Here is a 21,854-nt window from a genome sequence, read left to right as displayed (position 1 = left end):
TCCAGTTAGGAACACTGATTAATTAAGATGGTTATGGTAAATTATGATTTTTTTGTGAATTGTTTTGCAGATAAATTATGCTGTATCTATTTGTAACTAGACATAATGATAAATATCATAAAATTTTTCCTTTTTAAATCATAATTTTAAAAACATAAAAATCATAAAAAATCTGCGTTCCTATGTATCATTGTTCATAGAGAAAAATCCTGTACTTTTGAAGCTCAATTAAATGAATCAAACAATAAAATCATGTGCTGTTATTGGTGCCGGAATATCCGGCATTGCTGCTGCTATCCGCATGCGAAACAAAGGATTTGCTGTAACCGTTTATGAAGCAAATGCATTTCCGGGTGGAAAATTATCTTCCGAATCCAACAAAGGATATCGTTTTGATATGGGACCTTCTGTTTTCACCATGCCGGAATACGTGGATGAATTGTTTTTACTTTCCGGAAAAAATCCCCGCGAACATTTTAATTACATTCCGTTAGATCCGGTTTACCGCTATTTTTTTGAAGATGGAACCATTGTAGATGGTTATCATGGCAAAGAAAAGTATGCCGAGAAGATGGCAGAAAAAATGAGCGATTCAAAAGATGATATTCTAAAGTATTTGAATAAAACGGAGGAGATGTATGAGTTGACTGCGGAAGTGTTCCTTCATAATTCCTTACATAAGTTCAAAAATTTCATGACCAAAAGAGTGGTGAAAGGTTTGTTGAACTTCGGAAAAATTGGTGCGTTCGATACGATGAATGGCGCGAATCAAAAAGCATTTAAAGATCCGAAATTGGTGCAGATTTTAAATCGGTATTCCACTTACAATGGCTCTAGCCCTTATTTGGCGCCTGCTACCTTGAATGTGATTTCGCATGTGGAAATCGAAAAAGGTGCGTTTTATCCGATTGGTGGTATGTATAGCATCACCGAATCGCTCGTGAAACTCGCTAAGGATATTGGTGTCACCTTTCATTTTTCAACTCCGGTTCGTGAAATACTTACCGAGAACCAAAAGGTGAAAGGAGTAAGAACAGATAACGGTAATTTTAATTTTGATGTGGTGATCAGCAACATGGATGTGTATAACAGTTATCAAAAACTTTTACCGAATGCCAAGAAGCCAGCCAAAACATTAAATCAGCCGAAATCCTCTTCCGGCATTATCTTTTATTGGGGCATCAAACACAATTTTAAAGAATTGGGATTGCATAACATTCTGTTTGGTAAAAACTATGAAGAAGAATTTGATTCCATCTTTTCTAAAAAAACGGTGTATGACGATCCAACTATTTATGTGAACATCACTTCTAAACATACACCTACAGATGCGCCTCCGTGTTGTGAAAACTGGTTTGCATTCATCAATACACCCAACAATAGCGGACAAGATTGGGATGCATTGGTCAATCAAGCACGTGAGGCCATGATTAAAAAAGTGAATCGTTTGTTGAAAACAGATATTCGTCCGATGATTGAGTGTGAGTTGATTTTAGATCCGCGTGTGGTGGAAGCTCGCACATCAAGTGCGTTTGGAGCGATTTATGGAAACGCATCCAACAATAAGTTCGCTGCATTTATGCGTCATGCAAATTTTGCAAAAGAAATTAAAGGATTGTATTTCTGCGGTGGAAGTGTGCATCCCGGACCAAGTATTCCGCTGTGTTTGTTGAGTGCGAAGATTACTACGGGATTAGTCCCAAGTTAAAAAGTCCAACGTTGAAAGTTGAACTTAAAAACTTTCCAACTTTGGACTTTTCAACGTTGAACTTATTTTACCTCGTACTCAAATATCGAATGCCCTTGCTCATCGCTGTAATGATCCACTTTTAGTTTCCCGGCTTCCGCAACGATCACTTTGTAATAAAATTTTGTTTTTGTTTCAGTATCCGTGAAATAAATATTTTGTCCGGATTTTGTCCATGTACCCGATTTTTTCTTTCCAAACATGATGAGCTCAAACTTTCCATCTTGTGTTAATTTCAACATGTCGGTTTTGTTGATTTCTGCAGGTGGTTTTGTTACCACACCCCATTCTTCAACGGATACCACTTGCCAGTTTTTATCACACATCAAAATATCTTTGTCTGTTAATTTTGGTGCTGCAGCAGTTTTCGGTTTTGCTGCTCCAGTTGTTGCTGTTTGCGCAACAGCTGTTGTGCTCAAAGCAATTGCTAATCCAAGTAATCCGATGATTTTTTTATTCATTTGTTTTTGTATTTGATTGCGTTAAATATGAAAGCTGTTTTCTGTTTTTGTTTCTTACAATAAAGATATTAAATAAAACTAAATGTGCAAGGTGAGTTTTATGCCTGCACCACCTGTTGAAATATTAATTTTATCCATCATTTTATTTAATTTTTTTCCGTTGCGTTTATGTGCAATATACATGCCAGTGTCAAATAAAAATAATACACCACCATTGTATATCAATGAATTTCCCCAGCCTTTGAATCGGTCGTGTTGCGCAAAATCATTCTTGGCGCGTTCGGTGAGATAGAGTCCGGCTGTTGAATACAATAAGTCCAATGCTGCTGCTCCAATGTATGTGGCTTCAGTATTGCTTTGCCAGCTCAGTGTTTTTGCCAGATTCAAATCGTTTCTATCTTTCGGCAAGAGACTCACAACAGCGATAACCGTATTCACCCCATTCCACATCACATTCATTTCGTGGAAGGATTTTTCAACGCCTTTGGTGTTGTAATACATATAACCGCTCACGCCCATGTTTGCAACAGCCAACCCACCTAAAAATTGTAAGCCGCGGGTGGTTGTTTTGTTTCTGGATGCGTTAAAATTGTAAAGTTCGGAGGAAGTAGGAGCCTGAGAAAAGAGTAGGTTAGACATTATAATTAAAAAAAAGAGTGGGATAATTCGTTTACACGTGATGAATTGACTTTTTAATGGATGTGTGAATACTTCGTATTTCATTTTTTTCTTTGTTTTAAATATTCATAAATACTAATCACCAAAAGAATGTTGAGCATTCCGTAGAACATGTCTTCAATCGGTATGGTGTATATACGAATATTTAAGATGTGCAGTTTGTTATAGGTAATAATTGGAATTGCTGTAAGTAATCCATTCACAATGAGGAAAGGAATCATACAAATGAGCCAGGTAAGGTAAAATCGTGGCAAATACGCTGATTTATTAATGAATTGATGGTAAATCAGAAAGGATGCCAACGCGATAAATGTAAAGGCGGTATACATTTTTTCGATGTTCAAAAATGCAATGGCAAACAAACCAATAATCAGGATGCTCGAAATCAGTTTGGAGGATTTGGCGAATACATTTTGTTTGATGAAATAGTTCAATACTTCATAAATAAATACACAAGAAAATGGTGTGATAAAAAAGAACAACCATTCTTCAATGGGAAGATTGACAAGAAACATTCCTGTAACATAGTTGTGGTTGAAATACCACATGCCCATGCTTGTAAACCAAATGTCCCAGGCAATAAATAGTACGGCTGCAATGGTGATGGCCGGCATTAACGCATACCACTTTTTGTAGAATTGAATCTTCGTTTCAAAACTTTTGAAAAGCGGGTAGGAGAGGGTAAAGGCTAATATGAGTAAGTAGTAATACTGCATTTACAAAACCGATAAGAGGATAAAAAAGACCAATTGTATTAAAAATAATCCTTGCGCCAATTTGTTTGTTTTGTTGAATGAAAGCGAATGAAATAGAAATAACAATACAAATGAAACAATGAACCAAGCAACAAAATTTTGAACGGGTGGTGTGTAGTTCGCCCATTTCCAAAAATCGTATCGGATGGCAACCGCTTCAATAAAAAAGTCGAGGGTGGTTAATGCCGCTGCTCCAAAAATACTTTTTACCAATGCCGAAACCTGAAGTTTGTTGGAAATAACACCGATACAGTAAATGAGCATGAGCCAATTAACGCCAATGATTATAGGCACATCCAGGAGTTTAAATCCTAAGGTTTTGCCATAGGCATACTGTCCGAATATGATTCCGGTTTTTACTCCTGCTACTTCAATAAAATAGCCGGTTAAAAAGGTGAGCAATACAAAAATGTAAAACGATTTAGAGTAGTCGGTATGGTTCCAGAATAACAAACCAATGCTTAATAATAAGTTGAAAGGCGTACACATTAAAAACAATGCTTTGTAATCGGACTGGATACCGATAATTCCAACAGCATGAAAAACTACAAGAATGATTGTAGCTACAAAAAGGCGTTTATCTTTTTGTTCGCTCGTCATTTATTTCAGTTTTTGTTTTTCGGTTTCAGATAAGGCACTGCATTGTTGGGCAAAAGAGGAAATCATGCGTTTTACAGCGAGGTTGCTAACGTTTGTATACTGCTTTATAATAAAGTCTTTGTCGGCTTTCAACTGCTTGTTATAGTTCAATGCTTTGGGAGCGTTGCATTGAATGGTGAAGCGTAAAAAACGCGTTTCGATGTTGGCGCTATCGCTCGCAATGGATTGTTCTAACAACTTTTTGCCGGTGTTGAATAAATTTAGTTTCTCCTTTTTATCTTTCGAATGATTGGCCATGGAGGCGGTGATGGCTCCGCGATAGGCTATTTGTATATTATCGGAATCGGTAGACGAGGAAATTTTTTTATAGAGTTTAGCACAGGTTGCGCTGTCGGTGCTCACTTGCTGGTAACTTCTTCTAAGCGCATCTGTAGTGATGGTTTGTGCGAAGGTAGTGGTGCCAATAAAAAATAAAAAGAGAAAGATCAGCTGCTTCATTATTTAATGATGTTGAGTTGATGCTTAAAATACGAGCCCATAAACAGCATGTATTTTTTTGAATCCGAAATACGGATACGAGAATGCATTACTTTTTCGGGTGGTGTATTTTGTATTTTTTTGAATAAGGAGATGTAATAGATGTACGCCAAATAAACACCCAATCGGGCTTTGCGCGGAAGTTCTTTGATGCCTCTTAAGCCGGCATCGAAATCTTTTTGGATATCCGCTTCAATTTCTTTTTTAGTTGCTGCATTAAAATTGTTGGGGTCGAATCCCGGGAAATAGGCTCTGCCCAAGGTATGCACATCGGCTTTTAAGTCGCGCAGGAAATTGATTTTCTGAAATGCAGAACCCAATTTCATCGCATCGTGCTTTAAACGTTGGTATTCTTTTTCGTCTCCTTCTACAAATATTTTCAAACACATCAAGCCAACTACTTCTGCTGAACCTAAAATGTATTCTTCATAACCCGCTTGGTTATAAGCGTTTTTATCCAAATCCATTTCCATACTTCTCAGAAATGTATTGATAAGTTCGATGTCGATGTTGTATTTGTTAACGGTATCCTGAAAGCTCTGTAAAATCGGATTCAAGCTGATCTTGTCCTTGATGGCATCGTGTGTATCTTTCGTAAAACGATCGAGCAAAGCGCGTTTGTCGCTCGTATGGAAACTATCTACAATTTCATCGGCAAAACGTACAAAACCATAAATGGCATGTATCGGCAACACAAAATCTTTATGCAACAAACTTACCCCTAAGGAAAAGGAAGTGCTGTAGCTGTTGGTAACCAGCTTGCTGCATTTGTAAGAGACTTCGTTGTATAAATTCATTTTCTTTATTACTTTTTTTCTTTCAATCTAACCCAGTTTCCTTTTTAATTGAGATTGCCACATCACGCTAAAAAGCGTGACTCGCAATGACGTTTCTAATGAACAATCACCTAATTACTTAGTCACTTAGTTACCTAGTCACCTAGTCACCTAGTAACTTAATCACTTCACTCGCTGCCACTTGTCCCGAAATAATACTCGGTGGCACTCCCGGCCCCGGAACGGTTAATTGCCCCGCGTAATACAAATTCTGTACCTTTTTATTCTTTAGCGATGGTTTTAAAATCGCTGTTTGTTTTAAAATATTTGCCAATCCATAAGCATTACCGCCAAACGAGTTGTAATCTGCTTTAAAGTCGTTGATGGCATAACTCTTTTTTACAATCACATGTTGTTTGATGGATTGTCCGGTTAAATGCTCCAACCGGTCCATCATGATATTAAAATACTTTTCGCGAATGGCTTCGGTATCTTCGATATCGACTGCTATCGGTATTAAAAGTACTAAATTTTCTTTTCCCTCGGGTGCTACCGTGCGATCTGTTTTGGAGGCGCAAGTAGAGTAGAAGAGTGGTTGTGTTGGCCATTGTGGTCGGTCGTAAATTTCTTCTGCATGCAAATCAAAAGGGGTATCAAAAAATAAATTATGATGCTCCAATCCTTCAATTTTTTTATCAATGCCTAAATAATACATCAGGCAGGAAGGTGCCATTTTACGCGACTTCCAATAACTCTCAGAGTAATTACGGTATTTTTCTTCCAATAGTTTTTGTTCAACGTGGTGATAATCGGCTGATGCAATAACCACATCGGCTTCGTGTGTAATGCCATTGGAGACAACACTTTTCGCACGCCCGTTTTCTACATTTATTTTCGAAACAACTTCTCCTGATTTAATTTTCACACCTTGCTGTTTTGCAACATTCACCATTGCTTCCACAATTTTAAACATGCCACCCATTGGATACCAAGTTCCTAAAACAATGTCGGCATAATTCATCATGCTGTACAAAGCCGGTGTTTCGTTGGGTTTAGCGCCCAAAAACAAAACAGGGAATTCCAACAATTGAATCAATTGTTGATTTTTAAAATGTTTGTGAATGTATTTGCTGATGGATTTAAACAAATCCATTTTGAGTGCAGCGTTTAAAATGCGTAAGTCGACAAATTCAAAAATACTCAAGCTCGGTTTGTGAACGAAGTCGCTCATGCTCACTTCGTATTTGTATTTGGCCTCCTCCAGAAACTTTTTCAGCTGGATGCTGCTTCCCGGTTCGTGCTTTTCAAACAGTTGATAAAATTCATCGAGGTTGGCAGGGATGCGCATCACTTCTTCCTTGCTGAAGAATACGGCATACGAAGGGTCTAATCGGATTAAATCGTACTGTTGAGCAACAGTAGTGTTGAATTGTGAAAAGTAGTTTTCAAAAACATCGGGCATCCAATACCAGCTTGGACCCATATCAAAGGTAAATCCGTCTATTTCCAGTTTGCGGGCACGACCACCCAATTCTTTATTTTTTTCAAGAAGGGTAACATCGAAGCCTTGTTGTGCTAAGGTGGTGGCGGCTGATAAACCGGCAAATCCGGCTCCTATTACGATTACTTTTTTTGACACGGTGTTGGTTTTTGCCACAGATTCACAGATTTTTTATTAAAATAAGCTCTATGATTTTTTTATGAAATCGGTGGATCTATTTTTATTTCTTTTCAATAAATAATTCGCTTAAGCGGATTTAATCTGATTAATTCATTTTTTTAATTTTTGATCTGTGAATCTGTGGCGATTCTCCTTTTTTCAATTCTGCAATGGTTTTATTGACACATTGTTAATTTTTGCCACAGATTCACAGATTTTTTATTTGTTAAAAGAATTACTCTGATTTTTAATGAAAACTATGGGTAATAATTTAATTGTTTCTTTTTCTAAAAATAAATCCGCATTACGCGGATTTAATCTGATGAATTCATTTTTTCAAATTTTTGATCCGTGAACCTGCCTGCCGGTAGGCAAGGTCTGTGGCGATTATACTTTCTTCAACTCCCCAATAGTTTTGCTTGGGTCAGCCGATGAAAATACTGTATTTCCTGCTACCAGCACATCAGCACCGTATTCAATCAGTTTTTTATAGTTGTTCATGTCCACACCACCATCAATTTCAATCAAGGCTTTCGACTTGGTGGCACGAATCATTTCTTTTAATGTTTGAATTTTATGATACGTATTTTCAATAAATTTCTGTCCGCCAAACCCTGGATTAACACTCATCACACATACTAAATCAATATCTGCAATAATGTCCATCAATAAATTAGCAGAGGTATGCGGGTTAATCGCAACACCGGCTTTCATACCTAACGCTTTAATCCCCTGAATTGTTCTGTGCAAATGGTTACAAGCTTCCAAATGAACGGTCAAAACATCCGCTCCGGCTTCTTTAAACGTTTGTAAATATCTGTCAGGGTCGTTGATCATCAAATGCACGTCCAACGGTTTGGTAGCATGTTTTTTAATGGCTTTGATTACCGGGAAGCCAAATGAAATGTTCGGAACAAACATCCCATCCATAATGTCCACATGAAACCAATCTGCTTCACTTTTATTAATCATTTCCACATCGCGTTGGATGTTGGCAAAATCGGCAGATAGAATGGAAGGGGCAATTAGATGGCTCATAGAAATGTAATATGTATAATGGTTGATGGAAAATGTAATTTTATGAGTACAAAAGTACGAAAAAATGTGTTTGAAAAATCGGAGAATCTGAATGGCGGGAACTGACATTCATCAGTGGTCGTAGCAGCGAGAAAGCTGATGTTTCCTAATGTAAATGAAATGTGCTAAAACCTATTTTTGGAGTTCCATCAATACTTTTGTTGCATTCTCATTTTTAGGATTAAGCTCCAGCGATTTTTTATAATTTAAGATGGCTAAATCCTTTTTTCCTGCCTTTAAATACGCTTCACCTAAACAATCGTAGGTGTTCCAGCCTTCGGGATTTAGAAGGACATTTAATTTAAAGACTTCAATGGCTTTTTCTGTTTCATTCTTTTCAAGAAAGGAGTAGCCCCAGGTTGTTAAATCATCTTCTGATTGTCCACATTTAATCTCATTCTTTTTGTTTTCGTTTGCCATCTTCAACGCCAACGTATTTGCTCTTTCTAATAAAATTGCTTTTTGTTTTGGGACAACATAATTTGCATACTGCGTAATAATGGCATTGATGACAAGTGTTGGGTTGTCAACAAATATGGCATGTCCAACACCATAAGCTAATAGTAGTTTTCGCTCCGGTGATGCAGCAACAAATTGTGCATGGCAGTTTTGCCAAACCGTATCCATGTCTCCATTTTCATCCGTATGTCCTACAGCAACAATATCGATTAATGGAATATTTACCGGCATTGGGTTCTTGCGAACGACTTCCAAAATTTCAGCAATGTATTTGTCGACATCATTAGCTGGAGGTGTATTGATCATTTTAAAATAAGCGGTTAATGAACATACATTCGCATCATCAATGAATACCGCAGCTTTTACTTCTTTCGGATGGCGGGAAGCATAATAGGATTGATACATCCCACCCAGCGAATGTGAAACCGACATCATGTTTTTATTTGCATACCCCAGTTTTGAAAGTCCGGTTTCCAATGCCTTTAGTTCGTTTTCAAAACCAATCTGATAGTTTTCAGGCTTTTCTCCATAACTCAATCGATCATAGGTAATGACCGTTGCACCTGTAACTTCTGCAATCTCTTTGGTAATACCTTTCCAAACATCCCCGCCATTGCCTAATCCGGATTCAAAGAGAATAGGAGGATTTGTTCCTTTAATGATTGTAAAATGCATTTGTTGTCCATTGCCAACATTGATTATTGTATCGATTGTTTGAGCGTTTGCCGTTCCGGATAGAAATCCGAATAACAATACGAAAATATAGAGGTGCTTTTTCATTTTACTTTAAAAATTTCTAAGGTCAATTTTAATGTAGAGTAGTTGGACGATGTGGTTTGTACATAGGAGTTTTCTTTTACTTCGATAATCGTTACTGTGAGCACCGCATCTTTTGGAGAAGTAGGTGTTTTTGCCAATGTTTTTGGAGTAGGAGTGAGCGTATACGTGCAATCGTCAACCCACTTTACGATAAACTCGTAATAGCCTCTTTCGCCTTTTACTTTTTCTTTTTGAAATTCTCCTTTTCGGATGATGGTTGTTTGTGGCAGACCATATTTTTCTTCCGTTTTAAATTTCCCATCTCTGAATTTTGAACAGTCCATTTTTTGCGCGAATACCCCAATGGATGTTGCGATAAATAAAAGGATGAGAAATAAACGTTTCATAGTGATGGATTGATGATTAAAAGTACGGAAAAAAGGGATGCAGACCAGCATTCCTCTTGTGTGAATTATGCAAGCAATCTCTTTAATTATGAAACAGGTTTGAAATTTTACCGAGCGATATTTGTGTATGATAAAAACGGTTGGAATGTTGGGAGTTGTAATTTTATGTGCACTGTTCTTGTTGAGCACTGCTTCCTGCTTTAATTTAGTTACCGGTGGGAATGTAGACAAAGAATGGCCACGCAATAATTCTAAAAACCCGCGACATTCGAATTCAGCAAAAAAAGATACCGTAATTGTAAAGCCAATAAAGTAAGGCAAGTAGACTATTCTTTCTTCTTTACTTTTTTACGAAAAAATACGCCCCGTTGCCAGCATTCCAAACAAAAGATTCGTCCTTCCACATGGGTGCGTCTCCATCTTTTTCGTTTACGAATAGCGCCACTCACATCCAACACACTGTTAAACGATAAGAGGTGTTGCTTTTGTTTTTCGTTAGCTGCCTTTCGGATGGTCCGCTGAGAAATTTTTTGTTCGTTTTTCATTGAAACAATGTCCACATTTCCATAAGCCGTGTATTTATTCAAATCCAGTTTTAATTTTTTTATTCGGGATTCCGTCAGAAATTCCGTTTCACTGCTATCCTTCCAAATCACAATGCTGTTGAGGTATTTGATATGACCGGCAATGTATTTAAAACAGGAATCAGCAGGGTAGGGCATGGCTGCGTAGTCGGTGGAGTTGTGTACAAAATAAATGCTGGGATAGGTCATTTTCAATTCTCCTTCCATGAGTTTATCAACCTCCGCGTTTTGCGCATGGAGTGTGTTGGAGAAGAGGAGGAGGAAAATGATTCGTTTCATAAACCAATTGTTATTTGCAAGATCTGCCCGACAAATAGTTTATTGCAGGATTATTTTTTTGTTGATTACCTTTTTATGCTCATCCGTAATTTGAATACAATACATACCTGCTTGCATCATTCCTCTGTCTATTTTCAACACTTTTCCAGTGAAGGTTTGTGTTTGAATTTCTTTCCCAAGCAAATCAATAATTTTGATAGTGGTATTCTTTTGGTGTTTTTCAAAATAAATAGTCGCTTCTGAACTGAATGGATTCGGGTAAATGGAAACCATATTGTTTTGATCTGTTTCATTAATTCCCGATGTGAATGTTTCTCCTTGTTTTCTGATTTCTCCACAAAACTGACTGAATATAAAACAACGGTTACTTGGAGTCATCACCACTTTATATGGTTCTGCAACTACCAAGTTAATTCCGGTAGATTGTATTTGCCAGGTAGCACCGCTATTGAGCGTATAGGCAACAGCACCGGTATCATTTGCTGCGATGCAAAAATTACCGTTCGATGTGATGTTATAAGCATTTGCGAAATTATAGTTGAGTGGAAATGTAAGTCCTCCATCATGGGTTGTTGAAATGGCAGTGGCATCCGAAAAATATCCTTTTAAAGTATCAGCAAAATTAAACGTGGAACAAAAGAAACCGAGATTGGTATTTGCAAAAATCCAGGTTGCTCCGGCATCCGTGGTTTTTAATAATCCAGTTCCCGTGTCCATAAAACCAAAAGTCGGACTCATAAACTGTAAATTTTGACCATCAATTAAGGTATCAATTATATGGAAAATGGAGGCGCCATAATTTTCAAACCTCCGCAATCGTGCAGCATTGTTCAAGTAAAAGCCGGTAGAATCGTTTAAAAGGCAAAGTGACTGCACACTAAAAGAAGTATCCAGATTTGCTCCGGTGAATGTGGTAAATCCATCTGTTGTTCTAAGTAGTTTTCCCGGTACACCACCTCTAATCAAATAACCTTTGAGGCTGTCAATCATTACAATCCGATTAATAAATCCCAAAGCAGGAATATATCTTTTGTTCCAGGTAGCACCACCATCATTTGTCCGCAAAATAACGGTTCCACCAGTATCTGCAGCGGCAACATAACCGGTATAATCGGTAGGAAAAGCTGCATCATAAAATTGAGCTGCATTGTCCTGATACACCAATGGCCATTGTGCTTTACATTCAACAGAAGTAATACTTATGAAGAAAGCAATTAGAAGAGCGAAGTAAATTTTCATTTTCTTAAGGACTTATACTTGTAAAGATACTAAAAACGAAGTCAATTGCCTATATTCTTAGTTGGACAGCTAGCTGACTGGGAATTTAGATGTTAGAGCAAGTCATTTTATTGAGACTTTTGTTAATGGAGTTTTGTGGGGTAGAGGAGATAGAAAATGAATTTTAAAGTCCTTGACACTTCATAAAGATAAGGAATTAGTTAAATGTTTACATAGATGTAACATTTCCTCGAATAAGATTTCCTTTTTTATCATACACTAAAAATTCATTCCATTGATATGGTCTGCAAACAATTTGAATACTGTCTAAGGTTTCTTTTGAAACATCTGCCTTTAAGTTTGCCTGAATATAGCCAGGATAGCATGGAACAGCTTTAATGACTAATCGATTCTTATAAATTACATTTATGGAGTCGATGAAAACCTTTTTCTTCCCTTTCGGTTCTCCACAGATTTTTGTAGTTAAATAGTCGCAGCTTACAATTTGCATTATAAACAAAAAACTAAATATGTAAAGTGGTGCTTTCATGTATGATATTCTGCCGCTGAAAAAATGCATTTGCAACATGCACAAACTCCGCATTGCGTGTAGCCTTTACCATAAGCCGTTTTTATTCCTTTTCGTTTGGATATAATTTGAAGTACTCTTTCTTGGTTATTTTTTGTCCTTCGGGATTGAAATATTCTGTCTTTACTGATTTGTCTGTGTTTGTATGAACATAACCCGATTTAAATGTCACACTCGTTGTGGGCACGATTTCGATATTGTCGATTCGCTTTTGTTTATTATTGCTGTCAAAGTATACTTGTTGTTCTATAGTAGGCGAGATATATTTTATAATAGATTCTATTTTACCCTTGTCGTTGTATATAATGCTGGAATCTGTGAGAATATTGTTTTTATAAATACTCAACAAGTAGAGTTGTCCTGAAGGATAATAAACTTTATACTGTCCGCTTAACTTATTTTCCACTACTTCGCATGTCCTGAATATTTGTCCCGATTGATATTTAATTGTGTCGTTTTTTGAAAAAAGTCCGGTCGAAATAGGGAACCCTTCATCATTGCCTTGGAACTTATTATAAAGAAAATTTTCTGTCGCATTTTGGTCCATGCGAAATATCCAAAGCGATGTCGGATCAGTTTGTCCTGAGACAGTTTTGGTCATTAAAATTGCCAAAATGATGTAAATTGTTGTCTTCATAAAATGGTTATAACGTTCCCACGCATTTCGCTCGTTTGATTTTCATAATTGCGAAGCCTGATTTCAAAGTTGACTAATATTTGTCTTGCTATTCTTGACTGGTAAGATATTTGTCAATATCATTTTTGTCGGCCAGATTAACTATCCTTGTCTGAAACCAGTCCATTAAAACAAGATTCCATTTTTGTCCGATTTCCTGTAGACAAGAAATGATTTTCTCCTTATTCATGCTATTTGGATTTGTAAGCCAAATTTTGTCAACATTTCCGGCTTTTACGCTAAAATAAATTACTGAATAGTCGCTGCCGAAACCAAAGGTACTTTTTTGCACTTCACGATATGTTTGTCCATAACCTGTCGTTACAACATTCGCCTTTTTAAAACCAGTTTTATTAATAATTTGCTCTAAGTCGCCCGGGTTAATTTTACGAATCTCAAGTTTAACGCGATCGTCTTTAATTACATAAATGTCCTTATAACCATGGCCGTCAAAATTCTTTTCAGCTTTGGCATTTATCGTATCAGACTCATTTTTTAAATCTTCAATATTCTCTTTTGGAGTAAGTTCAATCATGCCGTAGTCGTCTTCATGAAAGAATAATGTGTCAGTCATATTTGATTTTTCAGATTGAACTTCTTTAGTTGTTGGATTGGCGCAATGAACAAACAAAAATGTCACGGAGATAATAAAGAAATAATTAATTTTTGTCATTGTCTAAACTATTCGTCTGTTTGGTTGTCTGCGGCAATTGTTTATAACGTTTTCAGGCTACACGCAGTGCGGAATAAATAACCACAAAACTGTCTTGAGCGAAAACCTTTATTAAATGTACTGAACTATATTGCAAATACAAAACTATTTGCGCGAAGCGCACCTTTAAAATTGTATTTGCAACTTGCACAAACTCCGCATTGCGTGTAGCCTGTGTTAGCGGTTCGTTGTTTATCCTACTTGGTCATATGTTATTGTACTATAATTTTTTCAGTCATAGTCGTTTCATTTTCATTTGTTATTTGAACTTCAAAAAGTCCAGGCGAGATATTTGTTAAATCTATTTCAATTTCATAGCCATCAACATCTCTTTGATAGATAATTTTTCCTAGAATATTATAAACTTTAATATTTTTTAGTCTGACTGTTTTGCTCTTGAATACAAACAAACCTGGAGAAGGATTCGGACTAACAAATACTTTGTCTTGGTTATGACCCATGTAGCTGTTTATTCCCAAGCTATTTCCAGATTCAACCGAAACGTCATCAACATACAGATAAGCACCATCTCCACTTAATAAAGAGTCAGACAAAAAAGTACCTATTGTGATATGATCTTCTCCGCCAACAGCTGTCATTGTATCGGAAACTAAAACCCAATTTATTGTATCTGTAATTTGGTTGGTCGTTGGGTTATTTATCTGTGCTGGGAAATAAAGTCTGGTAGCATTTGTTGAGCCCGTGGTGTCGGGAAAACCTTCGGACAAAAATGCTCCTATGCCGTTCGTTCCTGTAACGGTCGCTGGCAAATTCATCGAACGTCCGCAAGAAACATAAAACTTGACCGTGTAAATATTGCCCGCAATAAGGGGAGAAGTCAACGGAGAACAAATATATTCCGCAGTCGAAGGATAAGAAGAAGAAGGAAATAAACCTGCATATAAACCCGCATAACTATTTCCAGTTCGGGCTAACTGATATCCTGGAAAATTATTCGGCACTCCAATCCAGCCGTCATTTATGCAGGAATTGAATATTTCTGGTGAGCTTATACAAGCTGGATTTGTCCAGTAATAAATTGCATCAAAAGATCCTAAATTTGTAGCTGGGCAAGGATATCCCATATTTGTCGGGCAACGTAACGTGTCTTCAAAACTCGGGTTAGGAATTAAATTTTGAGCTACGACCGGAGTCGTAAAAAATAAAAACATCACAATTAATTTACAGATTGTTTTCATGGTTATGTCTTTATTAATATACTTGGTTCTGTCCAGCGCAATGACCGCTAACTTGTATATACACGAACTAAATATTCGCCAATTTCCCCATTTTGGTAAGTTATACGAACATTTTATTCGTATAAATTAATTTCTTCTTTTCAAAAAAAAGAGTCCCTTTCGGAACTCTCTTTTTAAAATTTTAATCAATCACAAATCACTATCCTAAATACGTTTTCAAAATTTTGCTTCTGGACGTATGTTTTAATCTACGAATGGCTTTTTCTTTGATTTGACGAACTCGTTCGCGGGTCAGGTCAAACTTTTCACCAATCTCTTCTAAGGTCATGGCATGCTCTCCACTTAATCCGAAATACAAACGCACTACATCTGCTTCGCGGGAAGTTAAGGTATGCAAGGCACGTTCAATTTCTCTGCGTAAAGATTCGTTTAATAAACCATTTTCGGGGCTCGGGCTGTCATCGGCTTGCATCACATCGTACATGCTGCCGGCATTGTCGTCACCTGTCGTTAATGGCGCATCCATGGAAACATGGCGGCCGGTGTTTTTCATCGACTCTTTTACTTCTTGCTCGGTAATCTCTAACATTCCTGCAATTTCAGCCGGACTCGGTTCACGCTCATATTCCTGCTCCAATTTGGAAAAGGTTTTGTTGATCTTGTTGATGGAACCAATTTTATTTAAAGGTAAACGTACAATACGGGATTGTTCTGCTAATGCTTGAAGAATGGATTGACGAATCCACCATACGGCATAGGAAATGAATTTAAAACCGCGGGTTTCATCAAAACGCTGTGCTGCTTTAATCAAACCTAAGTTTCCTTCGTTAATTAAATCGGGTAAACTAAGTCCTTGGTTTTGATATTGTTTGGATACGGATACTACGAAACGTAAGTTGGCTTTTGTCAATTTTTCAAGTGCTGCTTGGTCTCCGGCACGTATTTTACGGGCTAACTCAACCTCTTCATCTGCTGTAATTAAATCTACTTTCCCTATCTCCTGCAAGTATTTGTCGAGGGACGCTGTTTCACGGTTGGTAACCTGTTTGGATATCTTGAGTTGTCTCATAAATAAAATTGGGTATAATTTAAAACCTATAACTATACGTGAATGTTTCCTAAAAGTTTCAACTAAAATACATTTTTTTTAAGATAAAAGAGGTTTTTTTGCCGATGGATGGGTTTTTTGCTAAAATGCTGATTGGGAGCGTTTCCTGACGGAAGTGACTAGGTGACTAGGTGACTAAGTAACTAAGTAACTAAGTGACTAGGTAACTAGGTGACTAAGTGATTGGGTGGCGAGGAAACTTACAGGGCGTCATTGCGAGGGAGTTTTTACGAACGAAGCAATCTTTTTTAAGTGACTAAGTGACTAGGTAACTAAGTGACTAGGGGATTGGGTGAGGAGGAAACTTACGGAGCGTCATTGCGAGGGAGTTTTTACGTACGAAGCAATTTTTTTTAAGTAGACTAGGTGACTAGGGGATTGGGTGAGGAGGAAACTTACAGGGAGTCAATGCGAGGGAGTTTTTACGTACGAAGCAATTTTTTTTAAGTGACTAAGTGACTAGGTGACTAGGTAACTAGGTGACTAGGGGAGTGTTGAAAAAAACAGTTTCTGAATCGAATTTTAGGGTTGTGCCAAAAAGCTATTCTGCGGTATCAACAAAACGTTTTTATGAATCTATGTTTGCAAAAAAATTAAATAGATTTTTAAAGCGGATGCCGAAAAGCTTATAAAACAAGAGTAGGCCAATTAAAACTAAGGATTAAAAAGTATGAAATTTAAATTTTTTGCAAGTATGTTTATGCTGAGTGGATCACTATTGCAAGCACAAACAACTCAAGTGATTAACTTATCCACCGGGGTGTTGAATAGCAGTGGATTAAATGCGCCTGTGGGTTCAATTGATGATACCTGGACTGTTAAAATTCCGGGAACGTCCTCGTTTGTGAATGCCGGTGTTTCAAATAATATTGGTATTTATAATATGACCACTCCTTTAACATTTGCGTTCCCAAATACAGATTCATTGGGCGGATGTGGTAATGCATATATTTCTCCTTTTACTGTTACTACACCCGGAACGGCTTTTGGATACATCAATTATAATACGAGTGGATTTCCGAATTATATTGATTATACACCCCTTGGTAACTATCAATACAAAATGAATTTTCCTAAATTGAATTGTGTTGCCACAAGTGCAACGTTAAATCTTTCTGCTTGTGCTGATAATAATTTGGATTCAATTACAATCAATGGTCATACCTATAATCTTACAGCAATGGGAATAGGTTTTATGAGCTCTGGTGTGGTGTCTTTTAATTTGACAATTCCTGTAAGCCAACTTGTTGCGGGCACGAATACCATCATCGCACATGTTTATAATAATAGCATTGTAACGGCAGTGTTTATGTGTGGTAGCTTAACAATCAATTATGCAAATGATCCCAATTTAATTCCTTCGATTGCAGGAGGAACAAATTTTTGTGCAGGGGCACCATTAACCTTTGCAGGTAGTGATGGGGTATCCACTTCTAATAATTATTTTTGGGAAATTGTAGAAGCAACAAATAGTTCAGGAACACCTGCTGCCGGTGGTCGTTCATGGAGCAGTTGGTATGCGGGTACTCCGGGAACTTATACGTTTCCAGCAAATCCCGGAATTATTTGTGGTAAATATTACCGCATTAAATTAGCGGTACAAAATGATTGTGTGGGCTGGAGAGAAACAACAAAAGTGATTCGTATTAATTGTTTACCTTCTGTAAATGCCGGTCCGGATGTGACCATCTGCAGCGGGTCTTGTGTTACCCTAACTTCTGCTGCTCCAGGTAAATTACCAATTTATGAATGGTTTGGTCCGAGTGGAAGTATGGGTTTCGGAACCACAACTACAGTATGTCCGGAAACAACTACAACCTATATAAGCTCTGTAACAAACTTTTCAACAGGTTGTGTGGGTACAGATGCGGTTACGGTGAATGTGATTAATAATAGTCCATCTTTTAACTTATACATTAATGCAGCCAACCCGTCTTATTTCACGGTTGAAGCAACAGCCAACAATACTGCGGCATATTCTGTTCCCGGCTTTTATTACGAATTTAAAATTGAGGAATTGAATACATCCGGAACACCTTATTATGCAAATACCGGAACAGATGCATGGTGGTATTTTCCGATGAACGATTTCAAAGGATTTACATCCACACCGGGTAGTTTTTCGCAAATAAATTGGTGGACGTATCCACATCCTCCTGTAGGAACATTTTTATACGGTCATACATATAAAATTACCAGAACCACTTGGAATCAAAGTTGTCCGCAACAATCAGCTTATTACATTATTACACCAGTTCGAAATATGATTTCAGGGGAAATTACAATGACGGCTGTTGCTCAAGGGGAAGCACTTCCAAGCGGAGTAGAGTTGTTGTCAGCCATTCCTGATTTATCTGTTGATGGAGCAATTTATGTATATCCGAATCCGGGAACTGGAATTTTTACAGTTGAATCAACGAAAAGTTTTGAATTAATTGAAGTGTATGATGCTTTGGGTAAAAAAGTGAAAACCATTCCATCCTCAGATTCAAAATCTGTAATTGATTTAACAGATTTTAATAAGGGAATTTATATTATTCAAGTTCTTTCCGAAGGGAAATTAACAAGTAAAAAAATTATACTTGAATAATTCGTTCAAATGTATGTTTGATAAAAAAGAGTTGAGCAATCAACTCTTTTTTATTTTGTTTTTAATCGTAAACGAATGCTTAGTCACCTAGTCACCTAGTCACTTGAAAAAAGATTGCTTCTCCCGAATACTCGGGCTCGCAATGACGCCCTGGTTAATTATTGTAATTAATTAGGAGCATTCACATATGTTTCCATAATAAACATTCACCCGCTTTTCATTTCGCTCGCATACGCGGAGCTTCATTGCAATCGGGGCTAATAATATTGTTTTTAGCCCCGTCCCGATAGTCCCGATAGCTATCGGGATCGGGAGTAGCGAAAAGCCCGGAATGAAGCGCAGCGAAATGAGGACTTGTAGCGTAAAGCGGGACGAATACTGATTGCGAAGCGAGGAGAAGTTGCTCCTGGAAAATTATTTTAATTAGGAGCATTCACATATGTTTCCATAATAAACATTCACCCGCTTTTCATTTCGCTCGCATGCGCGGAGCTTCATTACAATCGGGGCTAATAACAATGTTATTAGCCCCCGATAGCTTCGACATAAAAAGCCCGGAGTGAAGCGCAGCGGAATGAGGACTTGTAGCGTAAAGCGGGACGAATGCTGATTGCGAAGCGAGGAGAAGTTGCTCCTAAAAAAGAAACGAATTTTAAACAAAAAAAAACTCCTGCTTTTCAACAGGAGTTCTTTCATCATTAGAAATTCGAAATTAATTAGTAGCCGCTTCAGGCTTTGGCAATAATACTTTGCGAGACAATTTGAATTTACCCGTTTTCGGATCAACACCAATTAATTTCACTTGTATTTTTTCGCCTTCTTTCAGAACGCCATCCATGCTTTCTAGGCGTGTATGATTTACTTCAGAAATGTGTAACAAACCATCTTTACCCGGCATAAATTCAACGAAAGCACCAAATGCCATAATTGATTTTACTTTTCCTTCGTATACTTCACCCACTTCTGGTTGAGCAACAATGCCTTTGATTTTAGTTAATACAGCATCAATTTTTGCTTTGTCAACTGCAACGATATCGATATGACCCATTCCATCTTTTTCTTCGATAACAATGGTCGCACCCGTTTCGCGTTGCATTTCTTGAATAATTTTTCCTCCAGGTCCGATGATTGCTCCGATAAATTCTTTCGGAACAGTCATTTTCACAATACGAGGAGCATGTTCTTTATAATCTTCACGAGGAGCAGTAATGGTTTTCGCCATTTCTCCAAGGATGTGTAAACGTCCTTCTTTCGCTTGTTGTAAGGCTTCAGCCATTACTTCATACGGTAAACCATCTACTTTCAAATCCATTTGACAAGCAGTGATACCGTCTTTTGTTCCGGTTACTTTAAAGTCCATATCACCCAAGTGATCTTCATCACCTAAGATGTCGGAAAGAATTGCATATTTACCTTTATCATCGGTAATCAATCCCATTGCAATACCAGAAACCGGTTTTGTGATTTTCACACCGGCATCCATCAATGCCAATGTTCCGGCACAAACTGTTGCCATGGAAGACGAACCGTTTGATTCTAAGATATCAGAAACAACACGAACAGTGTATGGGTTTTCAGGAGAAAGTACTTTTCTCAAAGCACGTTCAGCTAAGTTACCATGACCAACTTCACGTCTACCTGGACCACGGTTTGGTTTTACTTCACCTGTAGAAAATGCAGGGAAGTTGTAATGCAACATAAAGTTATTTTGTCCTTGGTACAAGGCTCTGTCGATGGATTGTAAATCCAATTTAGTTCCTAAGGTTACAGTGGTTAACGATTGTGTTTCACCGCGTGTGAATACTGCAGAACCGTGAGCAGAAGGCAAATAACCGACTTCGCTCCAGATAGGGCGGATTTGGTTGGTTTTACGACCATCCAAACGAGCACGTTCATCCAATACGAATCTACGAACAGCATCGTATTCAACATCGTGGTAATATTTTTTTACCAATGATTGATTGATTGTTGCTTTTTCTTCTTCCGGTAATGAATCAATAAATTCAGTAACAACTGCTTTGAAAGCAGCACCACGTTCTTTTTTATTTGGGTTTTGTGATTTTGCAACTGCGTATGCTTTGTCGTAAAGTGCTTTGTAAACACGTTCTTTCAATTCAGCATCATTTGTTTCGTGGCAATATTCACGTTTAACAATTTTACCTTTTACAGCTTCTACTTTAGCAACCAATTCCTTAATGGCATTGATTTGTATTTTGATAGCTTCGTGTCCGAATTTAATTGCTTCCAACATTTCTGCTTCAGAAATCTCATCCATTTCACCTTCCACCATCATGATATCTTTAGCAGAAGCAGCGATAATCATATCCAATGTAGATTTTGCGTTGTCTTCTACAGAAGGGTTGATCACCAATTTGCCATCAACTTTACCAACACGTACTTCAGATACCGGTCCATCAAATGGAATATCAGAAACGGAGATGGCAGCAGATGCAGCCAAACAAGCCAATGCATCCGGCATGGTGTTTACATCACCGGAAATTAATGAAATCAATACTTGTGTGTCGGAGTGGTAATCTGCAGGGAAGAGTGGGCGTAATGCACGATCCACTAAACGGCAAATCAATACTTCGTAATCAGATATTCTTGCTTCACGTTTAAAAAATCCTCCTGGGAAACGGCCTGCTGCCGCGAATTTTTCTTGATAATCAACAGACAATGGTAAAAAGTCTGTTCCTTCTTTTGCATCTTTGTTAGATACAATGGTTGCAAGCAACATGGTGTTGCCCATTTTCACTACCACAGAGCCGTCAGCTTGTTTTGCTAATTTTCCTGTTTCGAGTGTAATCTCACGTCCATCAGCTAATGCGAACGTGTGTGTAATTCCAATTTGTGACATGTTTTTTTGTTTTTTAATTTATTGTTTTCTTACCTACCTATTATTTATTGATACTAAAATTCGAATTGTTTATATACACAAAAAGCATTCTACTATAAAGTAGAATGCCTTTCGTAAGGTTATCTT

The 21,854-nt window shown here is 37.5% G+C and carries 21 protein-coding genes; 3 read left to right on the top strand and 18 right to left on the bottom strand.

The genetic code is table 11. The features are described 5' to 3' along the window. The first annotated feature begins 232 nt into the window (after positions 1–232). Complete coding sequence (gene crtI / locus IPP64_09165) at positions 233–1,708, top strand: phytoene desaturase (protein MBL0329568.1); 1,476 nt, start codon at positions 233–235, stop codon at positions 1,706–1,708. A gap of 62 nt (positions 1,709–1,770) precedes the next feature. Here crtI (IPP64_09165) and IPP64_09160 read toward each other — a convergent pair whose 3' ends face one another. From IPP64_09160 to IPP64_09115, 10 genes are all read right to left on the bottom strand, one after another. After that, positions 1,771–2,208, bottom strand: coding sequence for a hypothetical protein (locus tag IPP64_09160; protein ID MBL0329567.1), 438 nt, complete (start codon positions 2,206–2,208; stop codon positions 1,771–1,773). Between the two features lie 78 nt (positions 2,209–2,286). Then, a complete protein-coding gene (locus IPP64_09155) occupies positions 2,287–2,931 on the bottom strand; it encodes a hypothetical protein (protein MBL0329566.1) in 645 nt (214 codons plus the stop codon). Next, entirely contained in the window at positions 2,928–3,602 is a 675-nt protein-coding gene (locus IPP64_09150; GenBank protein ID MBL0329565.1) for a lycopene cyclase domain-containing protein, read from the bottom strand. Before IPP64_09150 ends, IPP64_09155 begins: the two co-directional genes overlap by 4 nt. Beyond that, complete coding sequence (locus tag IPP64_09145; GenBank protein ID MBL0329564.1) at positions 3,603–4,241, bottom strand: carotenoid biosynthesis protein; 639 nt, start codon at positions 4,239–4,241, stop codon at positions 3,603–3,605. Further along, on the bottom strand, positions 4,242–4,739 hold the full coding sequence (locus tag IPP64_09140; protein ID MBL0329563.1) for a hypothetical protein: 498 nt from the start codon (positions 4,737–4,739) through the stop codon (positions 4,242–4,244). Continuing rightward, positions 4,739–5,575 carry a phytoene/squalene synthase family protein gene (locus IPP64_09135; protein MBL0329562.1) on the bottom strand — a complete coding sequence of 279 codons (837 nt, stop codon included), beginning with the start codon at positions 5,573–5,575 and terminating at the stop codon, positions 4,739–4,741. The genes IPP64_09140 and IPP64_09135 overlap by 1 nt, the downstream gene beginning before the upstream one ends. Positions 5,576–5,717: 142 nt before the next feature. Beyond that, complete coding sequence (crtI, locus tag IPP64_09130; GenBank protein ID MBL0329561.1) at positions 5,718–7,193, bottom strand: phytoene desaturase; 1,476 nt, start codon at positions 7,191–7,193, stop codon at positions 5,718–5,720. 408 nt (positions 7,194–7,601) lie between these two features. Further along, positions 7,602–8,252 carry a ribulose-phosphate 3-epimerase gene (locus IPP64_09125; protein MBL0329560.1) on the bottom strand — a complete coding sequence of 217 codons (651 nt, stop codon included), beginning with the start codon at positions 8,250–8,252 and terminating at the stop codon, positions 7,602–7,604. Positions 8,253–8,423: 171 nt separating this feature from the next. Beyond that, the gene (locus tag IPP64_09120) at positions 8,424–9,185 is read right to left on the bottom strand and encodes a tetratricopeptide repeat protein (protein ID MBL0329559.1); all 762 of its coding nucleotides are present in this window, start codon (positions 9,183–9,185) and stop codon (positions 8,424–8,426) included. A 341-nt stretch (positions 9,186–9,526) separates the two neighbouring features. Further along, a complete protein-coding gene (locus tag IPP64_09115; GenBank protein MBL0329558.1) occupies positions 9,527–9,916 on the bottom strand; it encodes a hypothetical protein in 390 nt (129 codons plus the stop codon). Between the two features lie 145 nt (positions 9,917–10,061). Here IPP64_09115 and IPP64_09110 point away from each other — a divergent pair, with 145 nt between their 5' ends. Then, positions 10,062–10,232, top strand: coding sequence for a hypothetical protein (locus IPP64_09110; GenBank protein ID MBL0329557.1), 171 nt, complete (start codon positions 10,062–10,064; stop codon positions 10,230–10,232). 10 nt (positions 10,233–10,242) lie between these two features. On the opposite strand, the gene IPP64_09105 is transcribed toward IPP64_09110, so the two are convergent. From IPP64_09105 to IPP64_09075, 7 genes are all read right to left on the bottom strand, one after another. After that, positions 10,243–10,779, bottom strand: coding sequence for a hypothetical protein (locus IPP64_09105; protein ID MBL0329556.1), 537 nt, complete (start codon positions 10,777–10,779; stop codon positions 10,243–10,245). Between the two features lie 39 nt (positions 10,780–10,818). After that, positions 10,819–12,018 carry a T9SS type A sorting domain-containing protein gene (locus IPP64_09100; GenBank protein MBL0329555.1) on the bottom strand — a complete coding sequence of 400 codons (1,200 nt, stop codon included), beginning with the start codon at positions 12,016–12,018 and terminating at the stop codon, positions 10,819–10,821. 208 nt (positions 12,019–12,226) lie between these two features. Continuing rightward, positions 12,227–12,508, bottom strand: coding sequence for a hypothetical protein (locus tag IPP64_09095; protein ID MBL0329554.1), 282 nt, complete (start codon positions 12,506–12,508; stop codon positions 12,227–12,229). Between the two features lie 121 nt (positions 12,509–12,629). Further along, positions 12,630–13,223, bottom strand: a complete 594-nt coding sequence (locus IPP64_09090; protein MBL0329553.1) for a hypothetical protein — start codon at positions 13,221–13,223, stop codon at positions 12,630–12,632. Between the two features lie 88 nt (positions 13,224–13,311). Then, positions 13,312–13,935 (bottom strand): hypothetical protein, encoded by a 624-nt coding sequence (locus tag IPP64_09085; GenBank protein ID MBL0329552.1) that lies wholly within the window; start codon positions 13,933–13,935, stop codon positions 13,312–13,314. Positions 13,936–14,186: 251 nt separating this feature from the next. Then, on the bottom strand, positions 14,187–15,173 hold the full coding sequence (locus IPP64_09080) for a T9SS type A sorting domain-containing protein (GenBank protein ID MBL0329551.1): 987 nt from the start codon (positions 15,171–15,173) through the stop codon (positions 14,187–14,189). Positions 15,174–15,372: 199 nt separating this feature from the next. Further along, positions 15,373–16,242, bottom strand: coding sequence for a sigma-70 family RNA polymerase sigma factor (locus tag IPP64_09075; GenBank protein ID MBL0329550.1), 870 nt, complete (start codon positions 16,240–16,242; stop codon positions 15,373–15,375). A 709-nt stretch (positions 16,243–16,951) separates the two neighbouring features. Between IPP64_09075 and IPP64_09070 the strand changes: the two genes are divergently transcribed. Next, positions 16,952–18,871, top strand: a complete 1,920-nt coding sequence (locus IPP64_09070; protein ID MBL0329549.1) for a T9SS type A sorting domain-containing protein — start codon at positions 16,952–16,954, stop codon at positions 18,869–18,871. A 712-nt stretch (positions 18,872–19,583) separates the two neighbouring features. On the opposite strand, the gene pnp is transcribed toward IPP64_09070, so the two are convergent. Beyond that, a complete protein-coding gene (gene pnp, locus IPP64_09065; GenBank protein ID MBL0329548.1) occupies positions 19,584–21,728 on the bottom strand; it encodes a polyribonucleotide nucleotidyltransferase in 2,145 nt (714 codons plus the stop codon). Positions 21,729–21,854 lie beyond the last annotated feature (126 nt).

It is taken from the genome of Bacteroidota bacterium (assembly GCA_016722565.1).
In the GTDB taxonomy this organism is placed as follows: domain Bacteria; phylum Bacteroidota; class Bacteroidia; order 2-12-FULL-35-15; family 2-12-FULL-35-15; genus 2-12-FULL-35-15.
The sequence above is the reverse complement of the archived record's forward strand: the minus strand, read 5'-3'. Positions and strand labels throughout refer to the sequence as shown.